This window comes from Paenibacillus pini JCM 16418 (genome assembly GCF_000576305.1).
In the GTDB taxonomy this organism is placed as follows: Bacteria; Bacillota; Bacilli; order Paenibacillales; family Paenibacillaceae; genus Paenibacillus_AQ; species Paenibacillus_AQ pini.
In genome coordinates, this window is the sequence record NZ_BAVZ01000002.1 from 261,762 (window position 1) to 284,018 (window position 22,257).

A 22,257-nucleotide genomic window follows, 5' to 3' on the forward strand; every position below is an offset into this window, starting at 1 on the left:
TTATGGCAGATCGAGATAAAAAAGGACGTATTATGTCCAAAACAGAAAAAATGAAGGAACTCGCATCGATGAAAGTCGAGGATGTTGAATTTGCTGCTTTGGAGGCTGACGCTGATGATGTTGAAGCGATTCGCCGGAGCGAGGAATCTGACAATCGTCAACTGCGCAAGATGAACGACGGAGGGTGGAACGAGCTTTGAGTGAAGAGTTCCGCAGGTTAGAAGCTTATTTTTCCAGACGGACCGATGCTGATATTGCTGAACAGCTTCTGCGTAATTTACCATTAGAATCAGTGCGTATTGAAAAGTTTGGAGGTAATTCGAATACCTCTAGTAGCTCAGAGAATTCATACGGGATGCGTTCACTCGGATTTGCTTCGCTTTACAGTTTAGGAAGTCCACCAACAGCATTTGCTGGGGTACTCGGAGGAGAAGATGTAAGTCGAGATATGTTGCTACGTCAGGGAATAGTAAGTGGGCAGCCCGATGAACATGTACTTCTTTCCGTGGCTATACCTCAGTCATGGGCGCAACGAGCAGCGCAAGTAATAGAACAGCAGGGTGGACGTTTGAGGTAAGAAAACTAGCGACAAGCTGAATTTTATTTGAGGTCGGACAGGTGTGAATCTGCCCGGCCTTTTTCATCTGTAAACACCCTTAGTGATGAGATGACTTAAATTTTGTACACAGCTCGTCATGTATAGTACAATGGTACGTATGCAAAAGGTCAAGGAGGACGATAAAGAGATATGTTATGGCATGAATTCACAATACATACTACGGAAGAAGCCGTAGAAATGATTTCAAACTTTTTACATGAAGCAGGGGCTGGCGGGGTGTCCATTGAGGAATCTGGCACACTGAATAAGGAACGGGATACCACATACGGACAATGGTATGATCAACCGCTAAATGATATCCCTGAAGGACAAGTCGAAATTAAAGGGTATTTCGCTGAGGAATCACCTATGGAAGATATTGCAGTGGATATTCAAGAACGCATTGAAGAGCTTCGCAGTTTTGATATTGATCCTGGTAACCCGCGCTTTGAGCTTAGATTAGTAAATGAAGATGAGTGGGCAGATGCATGGAAGAAATATTTCAAACCTCTGCGGGTATCTGAACGTTTGACTATTAAACCAACCTGGGAAGATTACTCGCCTGAAAGTGACGCTGAGAAGATCATTCATTTGGACCCAGGAATGGCTTTTGGAACAGGTGCTCATCCGACAACTTCGTTATGCCTACGTACGCTTGAGAAAGTAATCAAGGGCGATGAGGAAGTCATTGATGTTGGGACAGGTTCAGGGATATTGGCAATTGGTGCAATTCTTCTAGGAGCTAAGCATGTACTAGCACTTGATCTTGATCCGGTTGCTGTGACATGTGCGAAGGAAAATACTCAAATCAATGAGATGGACGCTCAAATTACGGTTAAAGAAAGTGATTTATTATCGCTTCTTGGCGGGGAAAATGGACGTGATGTATTAGGTATAGAGTTACCTGTAAAAGTCGTTGTCGCTAATATTCTAGCTGAAGTTATTTTGCTGTTTATTGATGATGTATATCGTGCATTAGAACCAAACGGAGTTACATCGCATCAGGTATTTATAAGAATAAAGTCGATATCGTTGAGAAGGCTCTAATCGATGCGGGCTTTAGTATTGAAGAAATAAACCGTGATGAAGATTGGGTGGCATTTGTGGCCAGAAAGAGGTCTTAATGGATTTTCTAAATGATTTATTTCGAATTCCGCTTGCTATACTACCTTTTTATTTAGTTGTCATTGTTATTGCCTTTACAGTGCATGAATTTTCGCATGCGTATTTTGCTAATAAATTTGGTGATCCAACCGCAAAATTGTTGGGCCGAGTAACATTGAATCCAACGGTTCATTTTGATTTTTTTGGTATTTTGCTATTATTGATTGCTGGCTTCGGATGGGCAAGACCTGTTCCGGTTAATCGGGATAACTTCGCAAGACCGCGTCTAATGGGAATTGTAGTTTCTATTGCAGGACCGTTAAGCAACTTTGTGCTAGCGATTATTGGATCTTTCATTTATGCTGTGCTAATTCATACTGGATATATCGAATCAATGACCAATTTGAAACTTCAAGAAGCAATAGCGACTTTCCTGTATTATTTCTCGTTCATGAACTTTTTCTTGTTCTTGTTTAATCTTATTCCACTGCCGCCTCTTGATGGTTATCGAATTCTTGAGGATCTTGTTCCACCAAAAGTACGGGCAAAACTTCAGCAGTGGGAGCAGTGGTCAATATTTATTTTCCTATTGATTTTGTTCATACCTGCATTGCGGGCATTTACAATCGATCCCATTTATGAATTGACAAAATTTTTATATCTTAATTTTATACAAATGTTTTTAGTTTTGCTTGGAGGCTAGGGCCGGAACTTACAAACAAACCGATGAATCAATCACTTCATATCGTGGCAAACGTTGTATGATGATTTTTGTGATTATGGGATAGGATGTTGATAATAATGCAGAGATATTTTGTGTTACCGGAGCAATTCAAGGAAGATCGAGTTGAAATTACAGGCGAGGATGCTCGCCATATCGCTAAGGTTATGCGTAGTAAACCTGGCGATTCATTTATTGTTAGTGATGGTATTGCAAGAGAAGCCATTGTGGAAATTGAGTCCATTGAGATTGGATCTGTAACTGCTGTGGTGGTAGAACCGCTTGAAATGCTACAGGAGGCTCTCGTTAAAGTAACGGTGGCGCAGAGCTTGCCTAAAGGCGATAAGATGGAGACGGTTTTGCAGAAATGTACGGAAATTGGTGCCGTGTCTTTTGTGCCTTTTCTATCCGAAAGAACGATTGTGCAGTACGATGCGAAGAAGGAAGAGAAACGTTTGGATCGTTGGCGCAAAATCGTTAAGGAAGCTGCGGAGCAAAGCCATCGAAATATTATTCCTGAAGTGCATCAGCCATTATCGTGGAAGAAGCTGCTTCAGTCTTTCACTGATTATGATGCTGTATATTTTTGCTATGAAAAAGAACAGGGTCTTCAGCTGCGTGATGCGCTGAGGTCCATTACTTTAGATGCTAACGAGCAGCAACTTCGGATTTTGCTCATCGTAGGTCCAGAGGGTGGATTTAGTGAGCAGGAATGTCATCAAGCCGAAGAAGCAGGAGCCTCTAGCACCGGCCTAGGACGACGTATATTACGCTGCGAAACAGCAGGAATGGTCGCACTTGCCTGCATATTATACGAGTTTGGAGAAATGGGGGGAGTTTGAACATGTCATCCGTAGCATTTTATACATTAGGGTGCAAAGTTAATTTCTATGATACTGAGGCCATCTGGCAGCTATTTAAGAATGAAGCTATGAACAAGTCGATTTCGAGCAGACCGCCGATGTTTATTTAATTAATACATGTACAGTTACGAATACAGGAGATAAGAAAAGCCGTCAGATTATACGCCGTGCAATACGACGTAATCCGGAAGCCATTATTGCGGTAACAGGATGCTATGCACAAACTTCTCCAGCTGAAATATTGGATATTCCCGGTGTGGATTTGGTTATCGGAAACCAAGATCGCGAACGCATCATTCCTTATGTGAAGCAAATTTCTGAATCACGTCAGCCTATTAATGCGGTTCGCAATATTATGAAGAATCGTGTGTTTGAGGAAATGGACGTACCTGATTTTGCTGATCGGACACGGGCTTTTCTGAAAATTCAAGATGGTTGTAATAACTTCTGTACCTTCTGTATTATTCCTTGGTCACGTGGGCTGTCCCGCAGTCGCGATCCTAAGAGCATCATCACACAAGCGCACCAGTTGGTAGATGCTGGGTACAAGGAAATAGTGCTCACGGGTATCCATACGGGCGGTTATGGTGATGATTTGGATCAGTATCGTCTTTCGGACCTACTATGGGATTTGGATAAGGTAGACGGTCTAGAGCGAATCCGTATCAGTTCTATTGAAGCGAGTCAAATTGATGAGCGCATGCTTGAGGTGCTGAACAAGTCCTCTAAAATGTGTCGTCACTTACATATTCCGTTACAAGCTGGTGACAATACTGTGCTGAAACGGATGCGTCGTAAATATACGACTGAACAATTTTATGACAAAATGCAGCTTATTCGTCAGGCGATGCCGGACGTAGGTATTACAACAGACGTTATTGTCGGATTCCCAGGTGAAACGGATGAAATGTTCCGCAATGGTTATGAATTAATGAAAGCCATTCAATTCTCGGAAATGCATGTCTTCCCCTATTCTCAGCGCAACGGAACACCAGCCTCACGTATGGTGGATCAGGTGGACGAAGACATCAAGCATGCACGTGTGCATGAACTGATTAAGCTGTCTGAGGAAATGCAGCTTTCTTATGCCCAGCAATTTGTGGGTCAAGTCATGGACGTGATTCCAGAGGGTTCTTCCAAAGGAGTGCACGGTCCGGGTAAGGTACATGGATTCAGCGATAACTATTTACAGATGATTTTTGACGGACCAGATGATCTTCAGGGTAAGTTGTGCCGAGTGAAGCTGACGAAAGCCGGAGTTCATGAATGCGAAGGTCAATTGGTGCGCGTCATGGATGAGCAACCTGAGGTATTAGTGTAAGGAAAAATAAAGCAGAGTTCCGGGTGAAATCTGCTAGAAGAATGCAAGGATTTCATTTCCAGCTTACATGAGGAGGTGGAATCCTTGTTGTCCTATAGATATCGTACATATTTGAATAGAAAAAGGAGGGTTCACTCCCTATGACCAAAAAAGAAATTTCCGCAGGCGGCGTCGTGTACCGTAGTGTAAACGGACAATATGAAATCCAACTGATTATGGACCGTTACGGTAAAGTATCACTCGCCAAAGGTAAAATGGAGCCGGGTGAAACAGTGGAAGAAACGGCATTAAGAGAAATTGAAGAAGAGACTGGCATCATCGGTGAAATTATTTCTCCTGTAGATATTATTCGGTATACGTATATTAATTCAATACTTGGACAGGTAGATAAAGAAGTGCATTACTATCTTGTTGAAGCTAAAAGTGGGAGCTTACAGCCGCAAGTCGAAGAGATTAATGGCGTAGCTTGGTATGATCCACAGGAAGCTTGGACTAAGCAGGAACAAGGCGGTTACGATAACAATGATATGATTGTGCGTAAAGCCTTAGCCTTGCTTGATATCCATGTATAAATGAGTCTTCTCATTTGGCTTTTAAGTAGCCCTCTTCCAGATAGGTAAGTAGCATAGAGGTAAGGCTATAAGTGAGCTAAGCACATTGAATAGAGTCTGGGCATGAGCAATTTGTACGCCATGATCGGGTGACATCCAGGCGACAGCGTTATGTAGATAGGGAATGAGCGGAAGAAACAGCAGAGCTCCGCCAGCGTTTAACACGACATGCGACCATGCTACGAACTTGCCTGACTTTGTGCTTCCTACGGAAGCTATTAGCGCAGTTACACATGTACCAACATTTGATCCGAGTACAATCGCAATGCCAACTTCAACGGGTAAAGTGCCAGTACCAGCGAGGGCAATGGCAAGCCCAATGACAGCTGCGCTGCTATGCATCAAGGCTGTCAGGCAAAATCCAGCTGCAAAGCCCATCCATACATTATGCGATGAACGGTCTACAAACCATTCAAAGAGGCCTGCATTCTGCAAGGCAGCTGATGGTTTGCATGATATGGATGCCTAACATGACCAGAGCGAATCCAGTTATGGCAAGACTGAGATATTGTGCTGGCTGTAACAGATGGTAGACTCGTCTAATAAAGCGGGGCGGCTGCTCTGCTAATGTGACTGCCGCCCCCCAGCTTACGAGCGAAGCAACGAGCAGCGGTAGAGCTAATTGGCCGATTTGTAATCCAATCAGCTCGGTAGTGAGACATGTACCGATGTTGCTGCCAAGAATAATCCTAGCGTGCGTTCATAAGTAAGCAGTCCAGCATTGACTAGTCCAATCGTAAGCACAGTTACCGCTGTGCTGCTTTGAAGGATGGCTGTAATACCTGTGCTGAACAGTAATCCTTTAAGCGGAGATGCCGTTGCTTTACGCAAGAAGGACGATAGCAGAGGCCCTGCCCAGCGACTTAGGGCAGCCTCCATAACCTTCATGCCCACAAGGAATATAACAAGTCCGGATAAGACCGGAAATACGATAGAGGTCAACATGGTTGGGTGTTCTCCTTTGTATATATCTGCTCAACATATTTGTTTTTCTACAGTTCACATATATGAAGAGAGCAGGACAACCATGACAAGTTCCTGAACCTTTCCGTTCAGCTATCGATCAAAATGGAAATAAACATCACATACAATGGTTAGAACATAAGAAGGAGTGAAAGGCATTGGCATCAGTTGTTTTACAGCGTAGTCGTAAGAAGAGATTGGAACAGGGACATCCTTGGGTCTACGGAAATGAAATTGCTCGGTAGAAGGAAATCCAGAGGCAGGAGATTTAGTAAATATAACGAACCATCAGGGAAGATATCTGGCAACAGGTTATTATAACCCTACATCACAAATAACGGTGCGAGCTGTTTCGTATCAACCCATTGAACAAATGGATCAACTCTTTTTTACAGAGCGCTTCCGCAGCTGCTTGAAGCATAGGGAACGTTTTTTACAAGAAGAGAATGCTTATCGATTGGTATATGGTGAAGCAGACTTTTTGCCAGGTCTCATTGTGGATCGATTTGGTGATGTGCTCGTCGTTCAGCTGCTAACACTTGGTATGGACAAAAGACGCAAAGAAATTGTAGATGCACTGGTTGAAGTTATGCAGCCACAGGGTATTTACGAACGCAGTGACGTTTCGATTCGTGAGCTAGAAGGACTGGAGCAAGTGAAGGGTTCTCTATATGGGGAATGTCCTCGTTATGTTACGGTGCTTGAAAATGGACTTCAAATTCGTGTTGATATTGAAGAAGGACAGAAGACCGGATATTTCTTCGATCAACGTGAAAACCGTGCTTCCATTCAGCCGCTGATGACGGGCTGGGGCGATCGGAGCGGGATTACACTGCAAGAGGTTGATCAGGATGGTGAAGTTTCTAAGCAACCTGTTAATAAAAGTGGTAAAGTTGTTACCTTCCCGTACTGGATGGCGCTACAGTACTGGAGTGCTTCTCGCATACGGGCAGTTTCACCTTGAACGCTTGTAAATATGGAGCTAAGAAAGTAACTTGTCTAGATATTTCAGAACATGCCATTGAAAGTGCGCGAGATAACGTGGCTTTAAATGGTTTTGAAGATCGGGTCGAGTTTGTTGTTGATGATGCTTTCCAATATTTACGTTCTCAGGTCAAGGGTGCAGAGGAAAGACAGCTACGTGCTGGAGGCAAAACGGATAAAGTCGATACCTCTAAGGCGATGACAGCTGGGATCGGCCGGACCTGGGATGTGGTTATTCTAGACCCGCCTGCATTTGCCAAGACCAAGAGTGCTGTTAAAGGCGCATGCCGTGGTTACAAGGACATCAATTTGCATGGAATGAAGCTTGTGAATGAGGGTGGATTTCTAGTGACAGCTAGCTGTTCTTACCACATGCGTCCGGATTTGTTCTTGGAGACGATTCAAGAAGCAGCTGCTGACGCCGGTAAAATTCTTCGACTCGTAGAGTGGAGAGCGGCAGGTAAGGACCACCCACAAATTCTGGGTGTCGATGAAGGTCATTATCTCAAATTTGCGATTTTTGAAGTGCGCAGCAAAACCGCTCTTTAATACTATTTTATAGATGGACATCGATCCCTTATGGCACTCAGAATGCTATAGGGGTTTATTTATTTTCAAATCCCTAACATTTTACAATTTAGCAAACGTACGTTCCTTAATAATTAGATGTGTTATACTTCTAAAGGTACGAGGTATTCAATTATAGTTAAATTCCGCTCAGATTAAGGGTAGCGGTTTACATATGAAGGAGGCAAGCGCCATGTCGGTTCATATTCTCATGGGACGCTCGGGAAGCGGGAAAACAACAAGGATTTTACAAGAGATAACATCTAGCTTAATACATCGCCTCAAGGAAAACCTATTATTTTTCTTGTTCCTGAACAGGGATCTTTTCAGGCCGAGCATGGACTTGTAACGTCTGGGGTCAAGGGGAGCATACGAGCGCAAGTATTAAGTTTTCGGCGTCTCGCCTATCGGGTTATGCAAGAAACGGGAGCTCCGCCAGAGTTGGCATCAGTGAAGAAGGCAAGAAAATGTTATTATACAAAATCATTCAGCGCCGCAAGGAACAGTTGAAATTGTTTGGAGCCTCAGGTGAACAAATGGGATTTGTAGGTAGACTGAGTCAGCTATATACGGAAATGAAGCGTTACTGTGTGGATTCATCTGCTGTTGAAGAGCAGCTTGAGCGTATGGCATCTAGTCAATTAGGCTCCCCGATCCTTAGAAATAAACTAGAGGATTTATATACGGTATATCGGGATTTTGAACATGAATTATCGCCGCTATATGTTGATGACGAAGACAATCTAGTGACTTTAGCTGAAGGGATTGCAGATTCTTCTTATATTAAAGGTGCAGATATATGGATTGACGGGTTTCATGGTTTTACTCCACAGGAATATCGGGTGCTGGAGCAGCTAATGGTTCATGCTGCATCGGTTACGATTGCTTTGACTTTGGATAAGCCCTATGGAGGAGCGGTGGCTTTGAATGAACTGGACTTATTCCATCCCACAGCAACAACATATATAAAAATTAAAGGTATGGCCGAAGAGCTTCAGGTTGAATCGGATGACACATTACTGTCTCCACCTATCCTTCCACGCTTTATGGATCATCCCAAACTAGCTCATGTAGAACGTGGATACGACCGTTGTCTTCGCTGGAGTGGTTCCATGTTAAGTGAAACGGAGGAGCTATCGATTCATACTGCCCCAAATCGTCGTACTGAGGTCGAAGGAGCACTTCGGGAAATGTCACGGCTCGCACGTGAGGAAGGTGTTCGTTACCGTGATATGGTTCTGCTAGTCCGTAATTTAGGTGACTATGAGCATTTGGTTGGACCCCTGTTTACGGATTATGAAATACCATTTTTCCTAGATCAGAAGAGGAGCGAACTTCATCATCCGCTGGTTGAATTTATTCGTGCTTCACTTGATATTGTGCAGCGTTTCTGGCGTCATGAGGATGTATTTCGGTGTGTGAAGAGTGACTTGCTTCTGCCAAAGGACGGTTCCTTGGAGCGGACAGATATGGACAGGCTAGAGAATTATGCGCTTGCTTGTGGCATCCAGGGCTATCGCTGGACGGATGGTCGTCCATGGAGGAATATTCCGAGTCTTTCGCTTGAGGGCGTAAATGGGGATGTCCAAAAGTCGGGCGTGGATTTACTTGATGTTATGGAGCAATGCCGTGAAGTGATTACGGGACCTTTGTTTGCTTTTGAGAAAAAATTGAAAAAGGCAAAAACGGCGCTTGAAATGAGCACGGCGGTATATGAACTAATGGAAGAATGCGAGATTCCGCAAAAGCTGGATTCTTGGAGTCGTCAGGCTCTAGAGGAAGGAAGACCTGAAGCAGCGAAGGAACATCGGCAGTTATGGAGTCTGGTTCTCGATTTGCTCGATCAAATCGTAGAAATGATGGGCTCTGAGAAAATGAATATTGAATTATTTGCAGGCGTACTTGAAACGGGGCTCAGCGAATTAAAACTAGCATTGGTGCCTCCCTCACTGGATCAGGTATTAGTAGGTAATATGGATCGTACTCGTCCGGGCAATGTAAAATATACGTTTTTATTAGGTGTAAATGATGGGGTTATTCCGGCCATTTTCCAAGAGGATGGTGTTCTTACAGAACAGGAACGTTCCCTTTTAGCAGAAACAGGAATGGAGCTAGCTCCGGGCATCTCACGTAAGCTACTTGATGAACGGTTTCTCATTTATAATGCGATCGTATCTGCAAGTCAGCATCTATGGATCAGTTACCCGGGCGCGGATGATGAAGGGAAGGGACTGCTCCCCTCAGAACTTATCCGCCATTTACGTAAGATGTTCCCTGATTTGCAGGAAAGGGGTCTTTCTACACAGCCTGTATTAGAACAGTCGGTAAATGAGCAGTTAGATTATGTGACAGTTCCCAGACAGACGCTAAGCCACTTAGTTATTCAATTAAGAAATTGGAAACAGGGTGCAGAAATACCTGAGCTATGGTGGAAGATTTATAACTGGTACAGAGCAGATAATGTGTGGAAGCAACCTCTGGATATGATGCTGCGCTCTCTTTTTTATCGCAATGAGACGGTTTCACTACAAACGGGAACGAGCCGCAAACTATATGGAACCAAAGTTCGGACAAGTGTGTCGCGAATGGAGCGATTTGTAGCCTGTCCATTCTCACATTTTGCTTCGCATGGATTGAAGCTTAAGGAAAGACAACTTTATCGATTGAAGGCTCCCGATATCGGGCAATTATTTCACGCTGCGCTGAGTGACATGGCACTGCGTATGCAAGAGCAGCATCGTAGCTGGGGAAGTCTATCGGCAGAAGAATGCCGCACCGAAGCACAAAGAACGGTGGAGCGTCTCGCGCCAATGCTTCAAGGCGAGATCCTACTTAGTTCTAAGCGTTATGGATATATCTCTCGTAAACTTACGAATATCGTGAGTAGAGCTTCTGTCATTTTGGGAGAACATGCTAGGCGTGGTAGTTTCGAACCTGTTGGTTTGGAACTGGACTTTGGTCCGGGTAAACCTTTACCACCGTTGACATTCTCGCTAGAGAACGGAACCGTCATGGAAGTGGTAGGACGTATTGATAGAGTTGACATGGCGCAGGACGAGCATGGTCTGCTGCTTAGAGTCATTGATTATAAATCAGGACAGAAGGACTTAAGGCTGCATGAAGTGTATTACGGTCTAGCCTTGCAAATGCTGACGTATCTCGATGTGCTACTAACATATTCGCAGCAATGGCTTGGTCAACAGGCGCTTCCAGCCGGAACTCTGTATTTCCATGTGCATGATCCTATTCTGCAATCTTCTAATGGAATGAGTATGGAGCAAGCTTCAGAGGAACTATTGAAACGATTTAAGATGAAGGGTCTGCTGGTTGCTGACCGTGATGTCGTTTCCAAAATGGATACGACGCTAGACAAAGGCCATTCATCAATTCTGCCTGTGGCAGTGAAATCAGATGGTAGCTTCTATAGCAGCGCATCTGTTGCGAGTCCAGAACAGTGGGGGCATCTCCTAACCTCAGTAAGAAATAACATCGTTCAGATTGGAACCCGTATTACGGAGGGCGATGTTCACATTGAACCTTATCGAATCCAGCAGGAAACGGCTTGTACATACTGTTCGTTCAAGCCTGTATGTCAATTTGACGAGACGATTGAAGGGAATCACTATCATCTTTTACGCAAACCAGATAAGGGCAAGGTCTGGGATATGCTGTCCGAAGCAGAAGGAGGGAATACACTATGATCGAAGCTGCAAAACCTGTAGGAAGCATGTGGAGTGACGACCAGTGGCAGGCCATCTCCCAATACGGCGACGATATCCTAGTAGCAGCTGCAGCCGGTTCTGGTAAGACCGCCGTGCTGGTAGAACGGATTATTCGCAAAATTATGAACGAAGAGCAAGGCTTTAGTGTGGATCGGCTGCTTGTAGCTACATTTACCAAGGCAGCTGCTGCTGAAATGCGTGAGCGCATTCGAGAAGCACTGGATAAAGAACTCGAAAAAAACCCTGAGCATGAGCATTTACGACGTCAACTCTCTATGCTTGGACGTGCGTCGATTACGACACTGCATTCATTTTGCCTTGAAGTGATTCGTCGTTATTATCAGATGATCCCACTTGATCCTGGATTTCGGATTATCAACGAAAATGAAGCTGAGCTACTTCGTCAAGAAATTCTAGAGGAACTGTTTGAAGAGAAATACGGTCAGGAAACGGATGATAGTACATTTATTAAATTGGTGGATTGGTTTAGTGGTGAGCGGAGTGATGATGCGGTCTATGCATTAGTACAGAAGCTGTATGATTTCTCGCGTAGTCATCCATGGCCAGATGAGTGGCTTCGTAACATGGCTACTGCATTTTCGGTAAAAGACACAGCAGATTTGAGTAGGACGGCTTGGGTCAAAAGCATTCTTCAGGATGCCAGACTGGCGCTAGCTGGAGCCGTAGCTCTGCTAGAACAAGCTCATCAAGTCGCTATGATGCCTGGCGGACCAGGTCCATACGTGGATAATTTGAATGCAGATTTAGATATGGTGCGTGGTCTACAGGATGCCCTGGAACATCGCCAATGGGATGAGCTGTTTCCCGTTTTTCAAAATGCAGCATTTGGTAAATTAAAGAGCTGCCGTAAAGATGAAACGGATCCGATCATGCAGGAGCGGGTTAAAGAGCTGAGAGAATCCGTCAAGAAGACAGTGAATGATCTCAAAGGAGCTTTATTTGGTCGTCCTGCTGAGACCTTCTTAGTAGAGCTTCATGAAGCTGCTCCACTAATGCAGGAACTTTCGAGCATTGTTATTCTCTTCGGTGAACGTTATCAGATGGAAAAGCGGCGCAGAGGAACAGTCGATTTTAGTGATTTGGAGCATTACTGTCTGCAAATCCTGCGCGACCCTGCATCGACACCAGATCGAGTTATTCCTTCAGATGCAGCGATGGAATATCGGGCGCAATTCGATGAAGTTCTATTAGATGAATACCAGGACACGAATAGTGTGCAAGAAAATATTGTAAGGCTTATCTCGAGGGAACAACCAGGTAACCGATTTATGGTCGGTGATGTGAAGCAGAGTATCTATCGCTTTCGCTTGGCCGAGCCCGGTCTATTTCTGGATAAGTATCGCAGATATGCTCTTGAGCAAACCGAAGGAGTACGCATTGATTTGGCGCGCAACTTTCGTAGTCGGCTGGAAGTCGTGAATGCGGTAAATGTCTTGTTTCGCCAATTGATGAATGAAACGGTAGCTGAGATAAACTATGACAAGCGAGCAGAATTAGTGTATGGCGCTTCTTTTCCAATAAAGGAGATTAAAGAAGGGTTTATACCTGAACAGACCTATACACCTGAGCTTGTGCTGATTGAACGAGCACATGAAGACCAACTCTCAGCTGATGATTCATCAGAGTCGGATACGGGAAGTAGCGGTCTGATGCAGGAAAGCGAAGTTGTGGAAATGGAGACGGCTCAAATTGAGGCAAGGGCCATTGCCCGCAAAATTAGATCGATGATGGGTGAGACAACGGCTGAACCGTTCATGGTTTACGATAAAGGACTTCAGGCAATGCGGCCGGTTCGTTACGGCGATATGGTTATTTTGCTGCGGTCTGCTTATTTGTGGGGACCACTAATATTAGAAGAATTGAGACAGTTAGGTATTCCGGCAGATGGAGAACAGAACAAGGGATATTTTCAAGCAACAGAAGTAGAAATTATGCTGTCCTTATTACAGATTATTGATAATCCTCAGCAGGATATTCCGCTTGCTGGCGTACTTCGTTCACCTGTCGTTGGATTGAGTGAGGAGGAGCTAGCACAAATACGTTTATGTAGTGGAGGCTCATTCTATGAGGCGATGCTTGCAGCGATCCAGCAGCTTCATAGTGTTAGTAATGTAAAAGCCTTTAAAGGTGATAACGAACATGTGGGAGAGTCCGTTGAAGCGTCTGAGCTCCATTATATCAAGGAGAGTATTGAGTTGGCTCAGCAGGAAGCTGTAGCCACAGCGGAATCAGAGCGCACTAGTTCCTTGACACCTGACATATCAGAGGGTGATTTTACAGGAGTATCTTCATTATTACGGGATAAAATCACAGCTTTTCTGGAGCAACTTGAAGGTTGGCGGAATGCTGCTCGTCAGGGAAGTCTAGGTGATTTGATCTGGCGCGTTTATCGTGAGACAGGATATCTTGATTGGGTTGGTGGCTTGCCCGGAGGTGGACAACGTCAAGGGAATCTCAAGGCACTGCATGATAGGGCTGTCCAGTTTGAGCAGACCACAGCTTCACGAGGGTTATTCCGATTTCTTACCTTTGTTGCTCGTCTTCGGGATCGCGGTTCGGATCTTGGAGGGCCAAGTGGAACGCAGCAGAAAGATAACGCTGTAAGGATCATGACGATTCACAAAAGTAAGGGGCTTGAGTTTCCGGTTGTTTTTATTGCGGGCATGTCTAAGCAATTTAATCAACAGGATTTGAACTCTTCGTTCCTTATTCATAAAGAGCTCGGATTTGGTCCAAAATTTGTGGATCAGCTTCATCGGGTTAGCTATCCTACACTGGCGAATCTCGCCATTCGGCGTCGATCACAACTAGAGCTACTGGCCGAAGAATTACGAGTGCTCTATGTAGGGCTTACGCGTCCTAAAGAGAAGCTGATTCTGATTGGATCGGTTAAAGATTTACCTAAGAAAATATCCTCTTGGGCGCAGATACAGCAGGAACAGCAATACCTACTTCCGGATTATATCTTGGCAAGAGGACGTAGTTATTTGGACTGGGTTGGACCTGCATTGATCCGCCATCCAGATGCTTGGTTATTAAGGGAAATTAACGGCTCAGAAGAAGGTGTGTCAACCGTGCTGGAATCCGACCCTTCATCATGGAACATATCGGTTTGGTCAGGAGATGATTTGTCTTTAGCTACACTTGGCGGATGGGAAGATTCCGAGGAATCAACACCTGAACGTCGAACGATATTGCAAGCGATGAAGAGTAGACTGCCGATTGTAACCGGAACTTCAAATCATCAATCGGCTCTTGAATCTCAAGTGAATTCGCAGCTTTCATGGCAGTATCCTTTTGCGGCAGCGAGCAGATTATCTGCCAAAACTTCTGTGACTGAAATGAAGAAACTAATTTCTCTGCAAGAACAGCCAGCACTTGATTGGGTAGAAGAGTCCATTATGCGTGAGGAAATGACTGTTAAAGGTGGAAAGACATCTCCAGAACACACGTTACAGCTTCGCAGACCGAAGTTTATGGAACAAAAAGCAATGTCCCCTACGGAAAGAGGTACGGTGTATCATACCGTAATGCAGCATATTCCTTTAGATCAAGGAACAGTGGATACTGCGGTTGTCGAGCAAACTATTCAATACCTGACAGAGCGGGAGATGATTACCCGTGAGCAGGCGAATATGATAAAACAGCCGGAAGTGCAGTTATTCTATGAGAGTGACATAGGCAAAAGATTATTAAATGCTGAGTGGGTATTAAGAGAAATGCCATTTAGTTATGGACTTACGGCTGAAGACGCCTATAAGGGTCTTATGATGCTGAATGCTACGGATATGCCTTCTGAATCCATGCCAAGTACGGAAGAAACTGTGCTCATTCAAGGTGTAGTGGACTGTCTATTCCGATTAGAAGACAAGCTTATTCTAGTAGATTACAAGACAGATCGGGTACTGGAGCAACGAGGTGGTATCGAAGTATTAACGGAGCAGTATCGGTTTCAATTAGAGCTATACAGTAAGGCACTGTCAGACATTTTAGGAGAAGAAATCAGTGAGAAATGGCTGTATTTCTTTGATGGTGGACATGTGTCCAGGCTGTAGAAATTATGTCATACAGACCATAATCTTAATTCAGAGTTTCGCTGAACTTAAATATAAGAAAAGCTAGTATGGGAGAGGAACGGACATATGAGGATATTGCATACGGCGGACTGGCATTTTGGACGTTCGCTTGAAGGACGGAGTCGTCTGAGGGAGCAAGAGGATTTCGTAGATGAACTAGTGAAAATTGCGTCAGATCAGCAGGCCGATCTTATTCTAATGGCGGGAGACGTATATGATTCTGTCAATCCGCCTGCGGCTGCCGAGCAGCTTTTTTACGAGGCATCTGCTAGACTCACCGCTGAAGGACGCCCGCTGGTTGTCATTGCAGGCAACCATGATCAACCTGAACGTGTATCCTCTGTTTCACCCCTTGTATCCCGACAAGGCATCACCTTAGTCGGGCTTCCTATTGCTGAGGCTATTACAGTTCACGCGTCCCGTACGAATGAAATAGCCAAAATCGCTGCACTTCCATATCCTTCGGAAGCACGACTAAATGAGCTACTCTCAGCAGAAGGCGACGAGGATGAACTGCGCCGAGCATACAGTGCCCGTGTTGGTAAATTAATGCGTATGCTTGCACGTGATTTTTCCTCACAAACCATCAATTTGGCGATGAGTCATATATATGTATTGGGCGGGGTAGAGAGTGACTCGGAGCGTCCTATTCAGGTCGGAGGAGCGTATACGGTTGACCCCTCTGCACTATCCATTGGAGCGCAGTATACCGCTTTGGGGCACTTACACCGCTCACAAGCAGTGAAAAGTGAAGGTATGGTGCAGTATAGCGGTTCTCCATTAGCGTACAGCTTCTCAGAAGCAGGACAGGCTAAGTCGGTGACGATGCTAGATATTTTGCCTAGTAAGCAGCCAGTGATGGAAGAGATTTTTCTATCCTGCGGACGCCCGTTAGTGCGTTGGAAGGCCAAAGGTGGACTCGATGAGGTTTACCGTTGGTTGGAGGAAGGGCGAGATGAGCAGGCATTTATTGATCTAGAGATTTCATTGACCGAAGCCATGTCGCTTGGCGAAATCCAGCAGCTTCGCAAGAGTCGCGAAGGATTTGTGCATATCCGTCCAGTGTATCCAGAGATGGAAGCTGCTGAGCTACAGCATGAACGCTCGCGTTTGCCAGTACCAGAGCTGTTCCGGCGATTCTATCAACGCCAGACAGGTGGAGCTGAGCCAGAAGAGGCTTTGGTAGACTTGTTTCTGCAGCTTGTCGAGGAAGATGCAGATACAAAGGAGGAAGAGACACAATGAAGCCCATTACACTGAAGCTATCAGGACTGCAGAGCTATCGTGAAATGCAGCAGATTGATTTTGAAAACCTGTGTGAAATGGGCTTATTTGGAATTTTCGGTCCTACAGGCAGTGGTAAATCAACGTTGCTTGATGCGATGACGCTAGCGTTATACGGTAAGGTAGAACGAGCGGTGAATGGCACACAAGGAATAATGAATCACTCTGAGGATTCGTTATTCGTGTCTTTTGCATTTGAATTAAGTTCAGCTAATAATGTCCAACGCTACCGAGTAGAGCGTCGTTTTAAAAGGGTTAACGAGCTATCTGTGAGTAACACAATCAGCCGCTTTATCGAGATCACATCAGAAGGTGAAACGGTACTAGCGGACAAGCTAGCGGATGTGACACGATGTGTTGAAGATAAGATTGGACTTAAAATGGATGATTTCACTCGAGCAGTGGTCCTCCCTCAGGGTTAAATTTGCGGAATTCCTTTCACTTAAGGGCAGTGAGCGCAGACAAATGCTGCAGCGATTATTTCACTTAGAACAGTATGGGGATCAGCTAGCGGCCAAACTTAGCCGTCGTGTAAAAGAGAATGATGCCGTTCTGCAGACCGTTGAAGCGGAGCAGCAAGGTCTTGGAAATGCTGGTGCCGAGGCTCTAAAAGAGGCTAAGCATCAATTGAAGAATGCCACAGGTCATGCTGACTCCTCACGTAAACAACTGCATGAAATGAACACAAGAGTTGAACAAAGAGGCAAAGTTCGAGATTGGCAGTTGCAGCGTAATACGTATCAGTCTCAGCTGGATCAACTATCTGCGAAGTCAGAGCAAATCTCAGTGCTTGAGCAAAAACTTAGCTATTCTTCCTCTGCTCAATTGATTAGACCTGCTTTGATACAGTGGCTTGAGAGTAAGAAAGAATGGGATCAACGCCAGGTGGTGGCAATTTCATCGCAGTCCGAAGCTGAAGCTGCGGAACAGATCGCAAAGCAAGCAAGCGCTGAGGATGAGGCCATGCAGCATAAACTCTCTGTTGAAGAGCCTCAGCTACGGCAACGTCAGGATCAGCTTGAGCAGGCTGTAGATATGCAACAAGAGTCCCAGAAACTGCAAGTGATGCTAAATGATTTAACCCAGAAGAAGCAAGAAACAATGAGTGAGCTGGATCAGCAGCGTCAATTACTTATAAAGGAGCAAGAGCTATTAGCTAAGGGACAGAAGCGGCAGTCTGTATTGCAAGAAAGCTTGAATCAATTGGAGGTTCGTTCGAAAGAGCGAGACACTGTAAATATAGCCATGAGGCGGTTACAGCGTCTAAGATCTTGTGATGATCAATTGCTTCAGGTGCAAAAGGAGTTGCAGCAGCAGGAAGACAAATGTGTAGCAGCCCGCCAAAAGATCGAGCAATCAGTAGGTGAACAAGAAGCTTGGCAGAAAAAGTATGAAGTGATTTTACGGGAACGCGCTTCTTATATTGAGGCGCTATCAAGCTGGGAGAATCGAACGATTCTATCGCTTCATCAGTTGGACAAGGAGGAGGAACTTCTTCGTCAAGCATTGAAGCAAGCGCAGGTTCATGCGCTATCATTAGCACTTGCATCAGAACTCCAATCGGGAGCTCCCTGTTCTGTTTGCGGATCTACGCATCATCCGAGTCCCGCAGTTATGGAAGAACATACGAACAGGCCTGCAGAAACGTTAGAAGCGCAGCTTGAGTCGCTTAGAGATACGCGTAATCGGCTTCAGGAGCTGCGGTTGACCCTGCGGCAACTATTGCATGAAAGCCGTAGTCTAGCCCTTACGGAGCATGTTGAAACGGATGCTGCTTCAGACGAAGTAGCTGCCTCCATTGAAGTTGTTCCAAGTAATGCTTCAGAGGATGAGCTGAAAGAGAATACGGTTGACGGATTAAATGAGTTAATTGAGATAGAATCTACCGTTTTGGAACTGTCCCGTACACTTGAGCGTATTCGAAATGAAATAAGCGGCTTTAAAGCACAACAGGAAGATCTACGCCGAAGTAGCGAGAGATATGTGCTGGAGGCGGAAGCTGGAGAGCATCTATTGGAACAGCTGCGGATCAAGGCTGTTAGGCTCGAAGAGGAGAGCTTAGGACTACGACAAGAATGGAAGCAGGAGCTGCCTGAACTTGAGCCACAAGAAGCTGAGTTTCGGCTAACTGAGATACAACGTAAAGACGCTGAATCGGAACAGGTTAAGGAGCGACTTCAGATTAGTGTTCCTTTCTTGGAAGAAAAGCGTCAATCTGTACAGTCTTTAGAGCAGCGTATGATTGAGCTCGATAAGGCACTCATACAGTGGGATACCCAGTTGCAAGGCAAACAAGAGCTGCTAATTGAGAAAAAGAAACGGCTACAAGTTTGGGTTGGTGAAGAGCGTGCAGAGGAGCTACTTGAAGCATGCAAACAACAGCTACTGGTGCTTCGCGAAAAAGTAGCCGGTTCGAAGCAGCGCCGCCATGAAGCGGAGCTTGCAGGGCACGAGAAGGCTAAAGCCGCTGCAATGGCTGCGCAGGCCGCAGCATCGGCCTGTGAACATCATCAGAATGCGGCTGCGCGATGGGAGGAGCAACTTGCATCCTCGCCTTTCGAGACAGCTGAAGAAGTGGAGACTTCCAGCTTAAAGCCAGAACAAGAGGCACAGCACACCGAGCAGGTGAAGCAGCATCGTGAAAGCGAACGTGAGGCAATGATCCAGCTGCGTAAGCTCGATCAGCAGCTAGCGGGGGATTCAGTCACTGAGGAAGAGTGGCAAGGACTCACCGCTCAGCTCGAACAGTGCCGCACAGCCGATGAAGAGGCACTTCAGGTTCGTGCGCGCGCGCAGCGCGACTTAGAGGATGTAGAGAAACGACATATTCGCTGGACCGAACTGGAGCAGATACGTGTACAACGTCATCATGAAGGGGAGAAGCTGTCCAAACTTCAATCTTGTCTACGCGGTAACGCATTTGTCGAATATATCGCAGAGGAACAGCTCATGCAGGTCAGCCAATCGGCTTCCCAGCGCCTCCGCTTTCTGACGAAACAGCGTTATGCGCTGGAAGTCGATTCTGGAGGCGGATTTTTGATCCGAGATGATGCCAATGGTGGTGTACGGCGTCCTGTTTCTACTCTTTCAGGGGGAGAGACCTTCTTGACCTCGCTTTCACTCGCTTTGGCATTATCTGCTCAAATTCAATTGCGTGGTCAATATCCGCTGCAATTCTTTTTCTTAGATGAAGGTTTTGGTACCCTTGACCCGGAGCTTCTGGATACAGTGATCACTTCATTGGAAAGATTGCATAATGATCAGCTGACGGTCGGTATCATTAGCCATGTACCTGAGCTTCGAGCTCGTCTGCCACGCAAACTAGTGGTGTTGCCAGCAGAACAAGCAGGGGCAGGTTCGAGGATTGTTGTTGAACAAATGTAAGGAGAACGAAGTGATCCAACTTGTGGGGTCAGAATCTGTTACTTGGGACAAGTGAGGAGTGTCACAGTAACAGCATCATGCTACTGTTATAATACAGTTAAAGCCGACATCTTAAAGAAGCACCTCGCGGACGTATGATGAGGGATGATTTATATCCCTTACATACGTTCGTGCGCCATGAAGCTGTTTTCAGCGGAGTGGGTGCTTCTTTTTTTTGCGTTTTTAGCTTTCTTTTTTTTATATGGGCAGTAGCCATTCGCCTAATCCCGAATATGATGGCGTATAGATTATTGAACTTAGGGAGGCTTACACGCATGAGCAAGGAAAAAATTGAGGTTAAAGAACTTTGTGTTAAGCACGTACATCGGTATGTGCGCGTATGGATGTTGGATGGTACTGCCCATGATGGATTTGTGGAAAGCGTGGATGAGGATAAAGTATGTTTAGCAGTTCCGATTGGGCATGAATTAATGCCGCTTCATCATCATCAACATCATCAGGGGTGCGGCTGTGGTCACCATGACGGATATCGTCAGGGCGATTCTCGTGGATTCTATCCAGGCTATTACCCTCCTTACGGTGGTTACGGCTACCCATATGGTCGTCGCCGTTTTAACCGTTTAATTTTGCCGCTTGCGGGTTTAACTGCGTTGACGTTATTACCATACTTCTGAGTTGCGTGATCTTCCAAAAGGTGACTGCTGAGCAATCAGCGTCATCTTTTTTTATATAGGAAAAGTAGTTGGACGAGAGCTAGCATCATCCGTTATGATTAGGGAAATATGTACACTCCCAAGGAGGCCATAACAATGGATTGTCTTTTTTGTAAAATTTCAGAGGGAAGTATTCCTTCACAAAAAGTGTTTGAAAATGAAAGATTACTTGCATTTAAGGATATTCAGCCTGCTGCGCCCGTTCATATCCTTATTATTCCTAAGAAGCACATTGCATCAATGAACGATGTGCAGGAGGAGGATTTGTCATTAATCGCTGAAATGCACCGAGTTGCTCAGGACATTGCAAAGGATATGGGGATATTTGAGTCAGGCTATCGCCTCATTAACAACTGTGGTCCAGATAGTGGACAAGCTGTCCACCATTTACACTATCATGTGCTTGGAGGCGCGAAATTAGGCGCTTTAACAGGGATTTCAGACTCGCATAGCTAATATTTTTGCAGGATTTTCAAAATGCTTTTATGAAAATATGGGTTGTAAGGTTGACACCCTATTTATTCATACCTATAATTATAGTTGATGAACCGTGTTATTGCTCTTGGACGGTCTGGTCGGAGGGAGGGAAAACTGGTGTCTGAAACTAAAGTTCGCAAAAACGAGACTATAGATGCTGCACTTCGCCGTTTTAAGCGCTCCATCGCTAAGGATGGTGTATTGGCTGAGGTGAAGAAACGCAAGCATTATGAAAAGCCAAGCGTAAAGCGCAAGAAAAAGTCCGAGGCTGCTCGTAAGAGAAAGTTTTAGGAGGATTTAAACTACATGAATCTTAGCGAACGATTAAACGAAGATATGAAGCAAGCGATGAAGAGTAAGGACAAATTCAAACTCTCCACCATTCGAATGGTTCGTTCGACGATCAAGAATCTTGAAATAGATTTGAAAAGAGATTTGGATGACAGCGAAGTGCTTGATATTTTAAGTCGTGAAATCAAACAGCGCAAAGATGCCCTCCAAGAATTTGAAAAAGCAGGCCGCGACAATCTTGTTGCAAGTTCCAAAGCAGAAATCGAGATTATCGGTCAGTACCTTCCCGCACAGCTTTCTGAAGAAGAAATTAAAGTGATTGTACAGCAGACCATCCAAGAAACCGGTGCTTCTTCAAAAGCCGAGATGGGGAAAGTGATGAGCGCCTTGATGCCAAAGGTTAAAGGTATTTCTGATGGCAAACTTGTGAACCAGGTGGTTCAGCAATTTCTGCAATAAAAATAACCGAAACACCCCTTATATTAAGGGGTGTTTTTTCTTTTTTGAAACGATTTAGGCATTGGTGCGTAGTAACTTCCATAAGCTGGACAATATAA

At 45.1% G+C, this 22,257-nt stretch carries 13 protein-coding genes and 5 pseudogenes; 17 read left to right on the forward strand and 1 reads right to left on the reverse strand.

The window, feature by feature from the left end:
- Positions 1 to 2 precede the first annotated feature (2 nt).
- The 7 genes and pseudogenes from JCM16418_RS04510 to JCM16418_RS04540 all read left to right on the forward strand — a co-directional run bounded on the left by JCM16418_RS04510 (position 3) and on the right by JCM16418_RS04540 (position 5,179).
- Positions 3 to 200 (forward strand): YfhD family protein, encoded by a 198-nt coding sequence (locus JCM16418_RS04510; RefSeq protein WP_036646599.1) that lies wholly within the window; start codon positions 3 to 5, stop codon positions 198 to 200.
- Complete coding sequence (locus JCM16418_RS04515) at positions 197 to 577, forward strand: hypothetical protein (protein WP_036646600.1); 381 nt, start codon at positions 197 to 199, stop codon at positions 575 to 577. The genes JCM16418_RS04510 and JCM16418_RS04515 overlap by 4 nt, the downstream gene beginning before the upstream one ends.
- A 171-nt stretch (positions 578 to 748) precedes the next feature.
- Positions 749 to 1,722 (forward strand): annotated as a pseudogene (gene prmA / locus JCM16418_RS04520) (50S ribosomal protein L11 methyltransferase).
- Complete coding sequence (locus JCM16418_RS04525; protein ID WP_036646602.1) at positions 1,722 to 2,405, forward strand: site-2 protease family protein; 684 nt, start codon at positions 1,722 to 1,724, stop codon at positions 2,403 to 2,405. Before prmA ends, JCM16418_RS04525 begins: the two are co-directional and overlap by 1 nt.
- A 98-nt stretch (positions 2,406 to 2,503) precedes the next feature.
- The gene (locus JCM16418_RS04530) at positions 2,504 to 3,265 is read left to right on the forward strand and encodes a 16S rRNA (uracil(1498)-N(3))-methyltransferase (protein ID WP_036646603.1); all 762 of its coding nucleotides are present in this window, start codon (positions 2,504 to 2,506) and stop codon (positions 3,263 to 3,265) included.
- Between the two features lie 2 nt (positions 3,266 to 3,267).
- A pseudogene (mtaB, locus tag JCM16418_RS04535) lies at positions 3,268 to 4,607 on the forward strand (tRNA (N(6)-L-threonylcarbamoyladenosine(37)-C(2))-methylthiotransferase MtaB).
- A 140-nt stretch (positions 4,608 to 4,747) separates the two neighbouring features.
- Positions 4,748 to 5,179: an NUDIX hydrolase gene (locus JCM16418_RS04540; RefSeq protein ID WP_036646605.1), complete on the forward strand. Its 432-nt coding sequence runs from the start codon at positions 4,748 to 4,750 to the stop codon at positions 5,177 to 5,179.
- Between the two features lie 21 nt (positions 5,180 to 5,200).
- Here JCM16418_RS04540 and JCM16418_RS27100 read toward each other — a convergent pair.
- A pseudogene (locus JCM16418_RS27100) lies at positions 5,201 to 6,163 on the reverse strand (Na/Pi cotransporter family protein).
- A 176-nt stretch (positions 6,164 to 6,339) separates the two neighbouring features.
- On the opposite strand from JCM16418_RS27100, the pseudogene JCM16418_RS04550 reads away from it, so the two are divergent.
- The 10 genes and pseudogenes from JCM16418_RS04550 to JCM16418_RS04590 all read left to right on the forward strand — a co-directional run bounded on the left by JCM16418_RS04550 (position 6,340) and on the right by JCM16418_RS04590 (position 22,159).
- Positions 6,340 to 7,714: pseudogene (locus tag JCM16418_RS04550) on the forward strand (class I SAM-dependent rRNA methyltransferase).
- Between the two features lie 211 nt (positions 7,715 to 7,925).
- Positions 7,926 to 11,433 (forward strand): annotated as a pseudogene (gene addB, locus JCM16418_RS04555) (helicase-exonuclease AddAB subunit AddB).
- Positions 11,430 to 15,530: a helicase-exonuclease AddAB subunit AddA gene (addA, locus tag JCM16418_RS04560; protein ID WP_036646607.1), complete on the forward strand. Its 4,101-nt coding sequence runs from the start codon at positions 11,430 to 11,432 to the stop codon at positions 15,528 to 15,530. The pseudogene addB and the gene addA overlap by 4 nt, the downstream one beginning before the upstream one ends.
- An 87-nt stretch (positions 15,531 to 15,617) precedes the next feature.
- The gene (locus tag JCM16418_RS04565) at positions 15,618 to 16,796 is read left to right on the forward strand and encodes an exonuclease SbcCD subunit D (protein ID WP_036646610.1); all 1,179 of its coding nucleotides are present in this window, start codon (positions 15,618 to 15,620) and stop codon (positions 16,794 to 16,796) included.
- The gene (locus JCM16418_RS26560; RefSeq protein ID WP_306304749.1) at positions 16,793 to 17,257 is read left to right on the forward strand and encodes an AAA family ATPase; all 465 of its coding nucleotides are present in this window, start codon (positions 16,793 to 16,795) and stop codon (positions 17,255 to 17,257) included. The genes JCM16418_RS04565 and JCM16418_RS26560 overlap by 4 nt, the downstream gene beginning before the upstream one ends.
- On the forward strand, positions 17,205 to 20,219 hold the full coding sequence (locus JCM16418_RS04570; RefSeq protein WP_306304750.1) for an SbcC/MukB-like Walker B domain-containing protein: 3,015 nt from the start codon (positions 17,205 to 17,207) through the stop codon (positions 20,217 to 20,219). Before JCM16418_RS26560 ends, JCM16418_RS04570 begins: the two co-directional genes overlap by 53 nt.
- Before the next feature lie 314 nt (positions 20,220 to 20,533).
- Positions 20,534 to 20,893 carry a hypothetical protein gene (locus JCM16418_RS04575; protein WP_036646612.1) on the forward strand — a complete coding sequence of 120 codons (360 nt, stop codon included), beginning with the start codon at positions 20,534 to 20,536 and terminating at the stop codon, positions 20,891 to 20,893.
- Between the two features lie 135 nt (positions 20,894 to 21,028).
- Positions 21,029 to 21,388 carry a histidine triad nucleotide-binding protein gene (locus JCM16418_RS04580; RefSeq protein WP_036646614.1) on the forward strand — a complete coding sequence of 120 codons (360 nt, stop codon included), beginning with the start codon at positions 21,029 to 21,031 and terminating at the stop codon, positions 21,386 to 21,388.
- A gap of 138 nt (positions 21,389 to 21,526) precedes the next feature.
- A complete protein-coding gene (gene rpsU / locus JCM16418_RS04585) occupies positions 21,527 to 21,700 on the forward strand; it encodes a 30S ribosomal protein S21 (RefSeq protein WP_005547957.1) in 174 nt (57 codons plus the stop codon).
- A 15-nt stretch (positions 21,701 to 21,715) separates the two neighbouring features.
- Positions 21,716 to 22,159, forward strand: coding sequence for a GatB/YqeY domain-containing protein (locus JCM16418_RS04590; RefSeq protein ID WP_036646616.1), 444 nt, complete (start codon positions 21,716 to 21,718; stop codon positions 22,157 to 22,159).
- Positions 22,160 to 22,257 lie beyond the last annotated feature (98 nt).